This window comes from Escherichia sp. MOD1-EC7003 (genome assembly GCF_002965065.1).
Classification (GTDB): domain Bacteria; phylum Pseudomonadota; class Gammaproteobacteria; order Enterobacterales; family Enterobacteriaceae; genus Escherichia.
In genome coordinates, this window is sequence record NZ_PTRE01000091.1 from 43,769 (window position 1) to 54,334 (window position 10,566).

8 protein-coding genes and 2 pseudogenes are annotated in these 10,566 nt (G+C 50.8%); 5 read left to right on the plus strand and 5 right to left on the minus strand.

The window, feature by feature from the left end:
• Positions 1-122: 122 nt before the first annotated feature.
• From glnL to A7090_RS16565, 3 genes are all read left to right on the plus strand, one after another.
• Complete coding sequence (glnL, locus tag A7090_RS16555) at positions 123-1,172, plus strand: nitrogen regulation protein NR(II) (protein WP_032161299.1); 1,050 nt, start codon at positions 123-125, stop codon at positions 1,170-1,172.
• A gap of 11 nt (positions 1,173-1,183) precedes the next feature.
• A complete protein-coding gene (gene glnG / locus A7090_RS16560) occupies positions 1,184-2,593 on the plus strand; it encodes a nitrogen regulation protein NR(I) (RefSeq protein WP_105274853.1) in 1,410 nt (469 codons plus the stop codon).
• 110 nt (positions 2,594-2,703) lie between these two features.
• Positions 2,704-2,814 (plus strand): YshB family small membrane protein, encoded by a 111-nt coding sequence (locus tag A7090_RS16565; RefSeq protein WP_000893994.1) that lies wholly within the window; start codon positions 2,704-2,706, stop codon positions 2,812-2,814.
• A 607-nt stretch (positions 2,815-3,421) separates the two neighbouring features.
• On the opposite strand, the gene hemN is transcribed toward A7090_RS16565, so the two are convergent.
• The 3 genes and pseudogenes from hemN to A7090_RS26660 all read right to left on the minus strand — a co-directional run bounded on the left by hemN (position 3,422) and on the right by A7090_RS26660 (position 5,846).
• The gene (hemN, locus tag A7090_RS16570; RefSeq protein WP_105274848.1) at positions 3,422-4,795 is read right to left on the minus strand and encodes an oxygen-independent coproporphyrinogen III oxidase; all 1,374 of its coding nucleotides are present in this window, start codon (positions 4,793-4,795) and stop codon (positions 3,422-3,424) included.
• Between the two features lie 188 nt (positions 4,796-4,983).
• A complete protein-coding gene (gene yihI, locus A7090_RS16575; RefSeq protein WP_105274849.1) occupies positions 4,984-5,490 on the minus strand; it encodes a Der GTPase-activating protein YihI in 507 nt (168 codons plus the stop codon).
• Positions 5,491-5,607: 117 nt separating this feature from the next.
• A pseudogene (locus A7090_RS26660) lies at positions 5,608-5,846 on the minus strand (hypothetical protein).
• Positions 5,847-6,070: 224 nt separating this feature from the next.
• On the opposite strand from A7090_RS26660, the gene yihA reads away from it, so the two are divergent.
• Positions 6,071-6,703, plus strand: coding sequence for a ribosome biogenesis GTP-binding protein YihA/YsxC (gene yihA / locus A7090_RS16585; RefSeq protein WP_000183349.1), 633 nt, complete (start codon positions 6,071-6,073; stop codon positions 6,701-6,703).
• A gap of 168 nt (positions 6,704-6,871) precedes the next feature.
• Here the strand turns inward: yihA and A7090_RS27305 are convergent, their stop codons facing one another.
• Positions 6,872-6,919 carry a spot 42 RNA, inhibition of DNA synthesis gene (locus A7090_RS27305; protein ID WP_071892919.1) on the minus strand — a complete coding sequence of 16 codons (48 nt, stop codon included), beginning with the start codon at positions 6,917-6,919 and terminating at the stop codon, positions 6,872-6,874.
• Between the two features lie 165 nt (positions 6,920-7,084).
• Entirely contained in the window at positions 7,085-9,871 is a 2,787-nt protein-coding gene (gene polA, locus A7090_RS16590) for a DNA polymerase I (RefSeq protein WP_105274850.1), read from the minus strand.
• Between the two features lie 364 nt (positions 9,872-10,235).
• Between polA and A7090_RS16600 the strand changes: the two are divergent.
• A pseudogene (locus A7090_RS16600) lies at positions 10,236-10,517 on the plus strand (acyltransferase); the annotation flags it as partial.
• Positions 10,518-10,566: the final 49 nt, after the last annotated feature.

The following is a 10,566-nucleotide window of genomic DNA, read 5'->3' on the forward strand; positions in this document are numbered from 1 at the left end:
GGAAATTTCAGCCCATCTCTGCATGGGCTTTTTTCTCCGTAACTTCTCTGATGCTCCGCGCTTTTTATCCGAAAAAAGCTATAATGCACTAAAATGGTGCAACCTGTTCTGGAGACTGCTTTATGGCAACAGGCACGCAGCCCGATGCTGGGCAGATCCTCAACTCGCTCATTAACAGTATTTTGTTAATTGATGACAATCTGGCGATTCATTACGCCAACCCCGCCGCACAACAACTGCTCGCTCAAAGCTCCCGAAAATTGTTTGGTACGCCGTTACCGGAACTGTTGAGCTACTTCTCATTAAATATCGAGTTGATGCAAGAAAGTCTGGAGGCGGGGCAAGGTTTTACCGATAACGAAGTGACGCTGGTGATCGACGGACGTTCGCATATCCTTTCGGTCACAGCCCAGCGTATGCCGGACGGCATGATCCTGCTGGAGATGGCGCCGATGGATAACCAGCGCCGCTTAAGTCAGGAACAGCTACAGCACGCCCAGCAGGTTGCTGCCCGTGATTTAGTCCGTGGCCTGGCGCATGAGATTAAAAATCCGCTTGGCGGTTTACGTGGCGCAGCGCAGCTGCTCAGCAAAGCATTGCCTGACCCGTCACTACTCGAATATACCAAAGTGATTATCGAACAGGCAGATCGGCTGCGAAATCTGGTCGACCGTCTGTTGGGGCCGCAACTGCCCGGTACGCGTGTCACCGAAAGTATTCACAAAGTGGCTGAACGCGTGGTGACGCTGGTGTCGATGGAACTGTCGGACAACGTGCGGTTGATTCGTGATTACGACCCCAGCCTGCCAGAACTGGCGCACGACCCGGATCAAATTGAACAGGTCTTGCTGAATATCGTGCGCAATGCGCTACAGGCGCTGGGGCCGGAGGGTGGTGAAATCATTCTGCGTACCCGCACCGCGTTTCAACTGACCTTACACGGCGAGCGCTATCGGCTGGCGGCGCGGATTGATGTGGAAGATAACGGGCCGGGCATTCCACCTCATTTGCAGGATACGCTGTTTTACCCGATGGTCAGTGGCCGCGAAGGTGGCACCGGGCTTGGCTTATCCATCGCCCGTAATTTGATTGATCAGCATTCAGGCAAAATTGAATTTACCAGTTGGCCAGGTCATACCGAGTTCTCGGTTTACCTGCCTATCAGGAAATAAAGGTGACGTTTATGCAACGAGGGATAGTCTGGGTAGTTGATGACGATAGTTCCATCCGTTGGGTGCTTGAACGTGCGCTCACTGGAGCGGGTTTAACCTGTACGACGTTTGAGAACGGCGCGGCGGTGCTGGAGGCGCTGGCAAGCAAAACGCCGGATGTGCTGCTTTCAGATATCCGTATGCCGGGCATGGACGGCCTGGCGCTGCTCAAGCAGATTAAACAGCGCCATCCGATGCTTCCGGTCATCATTATGACCGCACATTCCGATCTGGATGCCGCCGTTAGCGCCTATCAACAAGGGGCGTTTGATTATCTGCCTAAACCGTTTGATATCGACGAAGCCGTGGCACTGGTCGAGCGCGCCATCAGCCATTACCAGGAGCAGCAGCAGCCGCGTAATGTTCAGCTTAACGGCCCAACGACCGATATTATCGGCGAAGCGCCAGCCATGCAGGACGTGTTCCGTATTATTGGTCGGCTTTCGCGCTCTTCGATTAGCGTGCTGATCAACGGCGAGTCCGGTACTGGTAAAGAATTGGTCGCTCATGCTCTGCATCGCCACAGTCCGCGAGCCAAAGCGCCGTTTATCGCGCTGAATATGGCGGCTATCCCGAAAGATTTGATCGAATCAGAACTGTTCGGTCACGAGAAAGGCGCCTTTACCGGCGCGAATACCATTCGTCAGGGGCGTTTTGAACAGGCCGATGGCGGTACATTATTTCTCGATGAAATTGGCGATATGCCGCTGGATGTGCAGACGCGTTTGCTGCGCGTGCTGGCAGACGGTCAGTTTTATCGCGTTGGCGGCTATGCGCCGGTGAAAGTGGATGTGCGGATTATCGCTGCTACACACCAGAATCTCGAACAGCGGGTGCAGGAAGGCAAGTTTCGCGAGGATCTGTTCCACCGCCTGAACGTTATCCGCGTTCATCTGCCGCCACTGCGTGAGCGTCGGGAAGATATTCCCCGCCTGGCTCGCCATTTTTTACAGGTTGCCGCGCGCGAACTGGGCGTAGAAGCGAAGTTGCTGCATCCGGAAACCGAAGCCGCTTTGACGCGTCTGGCGTGGCCAGGTAACGTGCGCCAGCTGGAAAACACTTGCCGTTGGTTAACGGTGATGGCCGCCGGGCAGGAAGTGTTGATTCAGGATTTGCCAGGCGAACTGTTTGAATCAACGGTTGCGGAGAGCACTTCGCAAATGCAGCCGGACAGTTGGGCGACACTTCTTGCCCAGTGGGCCGAGCGGGCGTTGCGTTCCGGTCATCAAAATTTGCTTTCTGAAGCGCAGCCAGAACTGGAGCGGACGTTACTGACGACCGCACTGCGACATACGCAGGGGCATAAACAGGAAGCGGCGCGGCTACTTGGCTGGGGCCGCAACACCCTGACGCGTAAGTTAAAAGAGCTGGGTATGGAGTGATTCACGGCGTGTGTGTAAAGATTGATTATTGAGCGCAAATTGCTGGTATTTTGCGCTTTACTGTTCCGATAAGTTCAGTATGATCGTGCCGGAAAACGGGGAGAGTCATTATGCTGGAATCAATAATTAATCTGGTATCGAGTGGCGCAGTTGACAGCCACACACCGCAAACTGCTGTTGCTGCCGTGCTGTGTGCCGCGATGATAGGGCTGTTTAGTTGAAGCCCGTTGTTTATGCCGGATGTGGAGAAAGTCGTAGGCCTGATAAGACGCGACCAGCGTCGCATCAGGCATCATGCTCAGATGTCGGATGCGGCGTGAACGCCTTATCCGACCTACCAAAACAATAAGTTCAACTGGTTTTGTAGGCCTGATAAGCATAGCGCATCAGGCAATCTTGTTCTCAGTACATTGATGGCACTTTCGTTTTCTACCTGGTAAACAAAGCGCCATTCACTATTTAAATCACCCGCGAGAACTGCTGCATCCGCGCTTTCTGGCGCAGACAGGTATCAATGTTCATGTCGGATGCGGCGTGAACGCCTTATCCGACCTACCAAAACAATAAGTTCAGCTGGTTTTGTAGGCCTGATAAGCATAGCGCATCAGGCAATCTTGTTCTCAGTAGGCCTGATAAGACGCGACCAGCGTCGCATCAGGCATCATGCTCAGATGCCGGATGCGGCGTGAACGCCTTATCCGACCTACCAAAACAATAAGTTCAACTGGTTTTGTAGGCCTGATAAGCATAGCGCATCAGGCAATCTTGTTCTCAGTACATTGATGGCGCTTTCGTTTTCTACCTTGTAAACAAAGCGCCATTCACTATTTAAATCACCCGCGAGAACTGCTGCATCCGCGCTTTCTGGCGCAGATAAGTATCAAAGCACATGCAAATGTTGCGGATCAGCAAGCGACCTTTCGCCGTCACCTGAATCCCCTTCTCATCCACATCCACCAGCCCATCTTTTGCTAACGGGGCGAGCAGCTTGAGATCTTGTGCAAAGTAATCAGCGAATTGCAAATCCCACTGATGCTCAATGGGAGCGTAATCCAGACGGAAATTGCAGATGAGCGACTTAATCACATCACGGCGAATACAGTCATCACGCGTTAGCGCAATACCACGCCACAGCGCATTGCCTTGTTCATCTACTTGATGATAGTACTGCTTCAACTCTTTCTGGTTCTGCGCGTAGCAGTCGCCAATCATGCTGATGGCTGAAACGCCCATCCCCAACAGATCGGTATCGCCCTGAGTGGTGTAGCCCTGGAAGTTACGATGCAGCACCCCTTCACGCTGGGCCACCGCCAGCTCGTCATCCGGACGGGCAAAGTGATCCATACCGATAAACTGATAGCCCGATTGTGTCAGGAAAGCGATGGTTTCCTGCAGGATATCGAGTTTTTGCTGCGGACTCGGCAGATCAGCATCTTTGATTTTGCGTTGAGCAGCAAAAATGGTCGGCAAATGCGCGTAGTTAAAGACACTCAGACGGTCAGGGTTCAGCTCCACCACACGTTTCAGGGTAAAGGCGAAACTTTCCGGCGTCTGTTTCGGCAGGCCATAAATCAGGTCGATGTTGGTGGAGGTAAAGCCAATCTCACGCGCATGGTTAAGCAGTGCAAAGATGAACTCTTCATCCTGCTCGCGGTTGACCAGACGTTGCACTTCTTTGTTGAAGTCCTGCACGCCCATGCTCAGGCGATTAAAACCTTCGGCGCGTAAATGATCGAGCACATCCAGTTCGATTTCCCGCGGATCGACTTCGATCGAAATCTCCACATCGGCATTGAACTGGAAGTTTTCGCGCAGCAGCTTCATCAGACGGCTGATTTGCGCTTTATTCAGATACGTCGGCGTTCCACCACCCCAGTGCAGTTGGCTCACCTTGCGCCCGGCAAAAAGCGGTGCACGATGGACGATTTCCTGCTCCAGCGCGTCCAGATACAGATCGGCCTTGTGCTGCTGGCGAGTGACAATTTTATTGCAACCACAGAAGTAACAAAGTTTATGACAGAACGGGATATGTACGTAGAGAGATAATGGACGCTCAGGATAGCGCGCCACGGCTTGTAAAAACGCCTGTTCGCCAAAGTCTTCTGAAAACTCCAGCGCGGTCGGGTACGAGGTGTATCGTGGCCCGGAATAGTTATATTTCTGGATCAGGGCCAGATCCCAGTCGATTTGCTGTACAGACATGCTCACTCCTTCCGATGGCGTCTCTGGCGGCTACGGCGTGCCGGCAGATGCCCTTTTCGGGTCATCAGCCGGTTGCGCAGCCACTTTTGTCGCCGCGACAACCGCTGTAGTTTAACGAATAACCACACCAGATAACATATAACCGGAAGAGTTATCAGCAGAACGGGAAGGCCCACGGCGGCAATCCGTTAGTTGCCCCGCAGCAAACGCATCATATCTTCTTGCTTCTCGTCTTCTTCCTCTTCTTCGTCATCGTCATAAGAGAGGCCGAGTTTCTGCATCAGCTCATCAATACGATCCAGCTTGGCATCCACCCATGATTGCTCTTCGACGCTCAGGGTTTCGCCAGCTTCCAGACGTTCCAGCAGCGCATCCAGACGCTCATCCGTTTCCAGTAACTCCAACTCCGCCTGCGGTGAAAGCATAGGTTTCTCACTCTTCGGTTTGTGCTGTTTGGTGACTTTTTCAGTCACGCCCAATGGAATAGGGGTTTTACTGCCAATACGTGGATCTTTCGGTGCGTTCTGGCCTTTGCTACCTGACGTGGTGTTACCGCCCGCGGCGCGGCTGCCCGGCGCATGACCACGACGTTTTTTCTGACGTTTGCGGTCACGAGCTTCCTGATTCAGCTCTTCGCGCGTTTTGCGACGCGCTTTTGCATGGCCTTTGCTGCGTGATGGTGAAGATGGTTTCATAATGGTTCGTCTTTTAGCCGTTTTATTCAGTATAGATTTGCGGCGGAATCTAACAGAAAGTAAGCAAAGAAAAAAGGCGACAGATTACTCTGTCGCCTTTTTTCTGACTCACAACCCTTAACGGGTCTTACAATCCTTGCAGGCCGCCAACACACCCTGTTTTTCCATTAGCCGGAACAATCCGTGTTGATTCCATTTCCGTTTAATTACGTCTCCGGACGTTTGTCTTCCTGACAATCCTCTGTCTTCGCCTCCTGGCGCTCCTGACCCTCATCCTGAGTCATTGTTCCTGTTAGCGTCCTCGCTCTATGGGGGCTACTGTACGCCTTTGCTTTACACAAACAATCAACCGCCATCAGTATTTGCACATTTTCAGAGTTTTATATAAAAGCAATCCACTGATTTATATGGATTATTTGACATTCATCGCAGAATTTTCTCTGCTATTTCGCATAAAGACTATCGGCAATGTCTCACAAAGCGTATGGCTTTTACTTACAACGCCCACACCGAAAAATCCGTCTTTTATTATGGTTCAGGTATAATCGCTGCAAAGCTTTGACTGACGGAGACGACCGCTTTGACTAATTTGAATTATCAACAGACGCATTTTGTGATGAGTGCGCCTGATATTCGCCACCTCCCTTCCGATACCGGAATTGAAGTGGCTTTTGCAGGCCGTTCCAATGCAGGTAAATCCAGCGCACTGAACACGCTGACTAACCAGAAAAGCCTGGCTCGTACCTCAAAAACCCCAGGACGCACCCAGCTTATCAACCTGTTTGAAGTGGCTGACGGCAAGCGTCTGGTTGACTTGCCAGGGTACGGTTATGCGGAAGTCCCGGAAGAGATGAAGCGCAAATGGCAGCGCGCGCTCGGCGAGTACCTCGAAAAACGTCAGAGCCTGCAAGGTCTGGTGGTGCTGATGGATATCCGTCATCCGCTGAAAGATTTGGATCAGCAGATGATTGAGTGGGCGGTAGACAGCAATATCGCCGTTCTGGTACTGCTGACCAAAGCGGACAAACTGGCAAGCGGTGCACGTAAAGCGCAATTGAATATGGTGCGTGAAGCGGTACTGGCGTTTAACGGTGATGTGCAGGTTGAAACGTTCTCTTCACTGAAGAAGCAAGGCGTGGACAAGCTGCGGCAGAAACTGGATACCTGGTTTAGCGAGATGCAGCCTGTAGAAGAAACGCAAGACGGCGAATAATTTTCTTGCCTTAATGCTTGTACCGGATGTGGCGTATCCGGCTCGTAAATTCAATAGATTACAATTCTACCGTTGGCCTGATAAGCATGGAGCATCAGGCATAACGGACCTTTTCTTTCGCCCAATAAAAAACGCCCCAGTCATTACTGACTGGGGCGGCTAAAATATTCAGCCAAATCCGATTACGTGAAGTAAAAGGTCTGAAAGATAGAACATCTTACCTCTGTACCCTACGCGACTAACTTTACTCTTTTTTGTTCAGTTCAGAAAGTATTTTTTGTAATTTTTTTTCAGTTGTTGCATAGGAATTTCTAATAGCCATCACAAAACGTGACAGCTTATGTTGCTTACTTACGAAAAAAGGGCATGTTCAGGCGAATCTTAGTGCGCCTGATCCCAGTTTTCACCACTCCCCACTTCCACCAGCAACGGCACATCCAGACGGGTACAGTTTTCCATCAGTTGATGAATCTGCTTCGCGACAGCATCGACATCATCTTTATGAACTTCAAATACCAGTTCATCGTGTACCTGCATGATCATACGGACACGCGGTTGCTCAGCCTGTAACCACGCATCAACGGCAATCATCGCCCGTTTGATAATGTCAGCGGCGGTTCCCTGCATTGGCGCGTTAATGGCTGCACGTTCAGCAGCTGCACGACGTGCCCCATTGCTGGATTTGATATCCGGCAGATACAGGCGGCGTCCGTCCAGCGTTTCGACGTAGCCCTGCTCTTTCGCCTGGGCACGGGTGCGTTCCATATACTCCAGCACGCCTGGGTAGCGTTCGAAGTAGAGGTCCATGTACTTCTGCGCTTCTTTACGTGGAATATTCAACTGCCGCGCCAGACCGAAAGCACTCATGCCATAAATCAGACCAAAGTTGATCGCCTTCGCGCTACGGCGTTGCTCGCTGGTGACGGTTTCCAGTGGCAAACCAAACACTTCTGCCGCCGTTGCCCGGTGGATATCTTTTCCTTCCGCGAATGCGGTCAGCAAGCCTTTGTCACGCGAGAGATGCGCCATAATGCGCAGTTCAATCTGCGAGTAGTCTGCCGAGACAATCACATGATCCTCTGGCGCAATAAACGCCTGGCGGATACGGCGACCTTCTTCGTTACGCACCGGAATGTTTTGCAGGTTAGGATCGGTTGACGATAAACGTCCCGTTGCGGTTACTGCCTGGTGATAAGAGGTATGTACACGCCCGGTTTTCGGGTTGATCATCAGCGGCAGCTTGTCGGTGTAGGTCGATTTCAACTTCGCCAGACCACGATACTCCAGAATCACTTTTGGCAACGGATAGTCCAGCGCCAGTTCTTCCAGTACCTCTTCCGACGTTGACGGCGCGCCACCCGGCGTTTTCTTCAGCGGTTTAATACCCTGTTTTTCAAACAGAATAGTTTGCAACTGTTTGGTGGACGAAAGGTTAAATTCCTCACCCGCAATTTCATGCGCTTTCTTTTCCAGCTCAGCCAGACGAAGAGTGAGCTCTTCAGAATGATTATGCAGCACTTTCGGATCGATCTTCACACCGTTACGTTCAATGCGCGAAAGCACCGACACCAGCGGCATTTCAATATTCTCGAAGACGTTCAACGGCCCTTTGTGTTTTTGCAGATCCGGCCACATTTTCAGATGCAACTGCAAGGTGACATCTGCATCTTCGGCGGCGTAACGTCCGGCCTCTTCGAGGGCAATCTGGTTAAAGGTCAGTTGATTTTTGCCTTTACCGGCAATCTCTTCAAAAGTGATGGTTTTGTGCTTCAACCAACGTTCCGCGAGGCTGTCCATATCGTGACGCCCGGCAACGCTATTGAGAATGTAGGACTCAAGCATGGTATCAAACGCAATCCCACGCAGCTCAATGCCGTAGTTCGCCAGAATACCGCGATCGTATTTCAGGTTTTGCCCGACCTTCAGCGCCTTTTCATCTTCCAGCAGCGGTTTTAGCAACTCGAGTGCACGCTCGCGAGAGATTTGATCGGGCGCATCGAGATAATCATGAGCAACCGGAATATATGCCGCTACGCCTGGCTCGATAGCAAAAGAAAGCCCGACCAGGTTAGCAGAGATGTTATCAAGGCTGTCGGTTTCAGTATCAAATGCAAATACCGGCGCTTTTTCCAGCCTCGCAATCCACGCTTTCAGTGTTTCTTCATCAAGGATGGTGACGTAGTTGTCATAAGAAATCACCGTTGCCGTCAATTCTGGCGCTTCGTCTGCAACACTGGTTTCCTGCGGCCTGGCGGCGGGTTTCGCCCCTTTAGCCTGTAACCATTTGCCCGCTTCGACATCAGCAGTCCAGCGTTTGAACTCATACTTTTTGAACAGCCCCAACAACTCTTCCACCGCCGGTTGCTGCACTTCCAGTTGTTCACAGGTCAGCTCCAGTTCAACGTCGGTTTTAATCGTCGCCAGCTGGTATGAGAGATAAGCCACTTCTTTGTTTTGCTCGAGCTTCGCTGCCATTGTTTTCGCGCCACGGAAGCTCAACCCAGCAATTTTTTCTGGCTCGGCATACAGCGTATCCAGCCCGCCAAGACCTTGCAGCAATGCCTGCGCAGTTTTTTCACCAACGCCCGGTACGCCAGGAATGTTATCTGAGGAGTCACCCATCAGCGCCAGGAAATCAATAATCAGTTCTGGCGGCACGCCGTACTTATTCACCACCTCTTCCGGGCCGAGGATGGTATTCGTCATAGTATTGATAAGCGTAACATTTGGCGTCACAAGCTGCGCCATATCTTTGTCGCCAGTACTGATCAGCACCGGTCGCCCGGCTTTTTCGGCTTCGTGCGCCAGAGTACCAATAACGTCGTCCGCTTCTACGCCAGAAACCGCCAGCAGCGGCAGCCCCATCGCTTTAACCATCGCATGCAGGGGTTCGATTTGTGCTCGCAGATCGTCCGGCATTGGCGGGCGATGTGATTTGTAATGTTCAAACAGCTCATCACGAAAGGTTTTTCCCTTGGCGTCAAAGACCACCGCTGCATGTGTCGGTTTATATTGCATGATCAGACTGCGCAGCATGTTGAGGACACCATACATCGCACCGGTCGGCTCGCCTGCGCTGTTAGTCAGCGGGGGAAACGCGTGATATGCGCGATAAAGATAAGATGAACCATCTACAAGGATAAGTGGATTTTGGGGGATCTGAACCATAATGTCCGTGCCTGTTTATCAGATTATGGGTAAAGGATGCCACAGACAGGATGAAAACATGAGTTTTTCACCGCTTTTCGTGAAAATCTTTTGTAGATCTTCTGGATCGCTCGCAAATTGCCATGTGGATAACTTTGTGCATAAATTATTTACATCGCTTTTAATTTATTATCATGCTTTTTACAGCATGATGTTTATCTTTGTTTTTCATGCATTTAAAAATAAAGCCATCCCTGATAATTGAGATAATGGAATTTTTTCTAATGTGGATAGATATGAATTATTTTTTCTCCTTAAGGATCATCCGTTATTTGGGTCGTTTTCTGCTAAAATCTGCGCCTTGCGCTTCTTTAGCGTACTGTCTATGGCTAACCTTTTGAATAAATTCATTATGACGAGAATACTCGCTGCGATAACCCTTTTGCTGAGTATCGTATTGACCATTTTGGTCACTATTTTTTGTTCCGTCCCGATCATCATTGCCGGGATTGTAAAACTATTGCTACCTGTGCCAGTCATTTGGCGAAAGGTTTCACGTTTTTGTGATTTTATGATGTATTGCTGGTGTGAAAGTCTGGCGGTATTACTGCATCTGAACCCACACCTGCAATGGGAAGTTCACGGGCTGGAAGGGTGTCAGCGCCAATGATATAAGACAGTAATTCACCATTTGGATTGTCCGCTCCACCCAACAT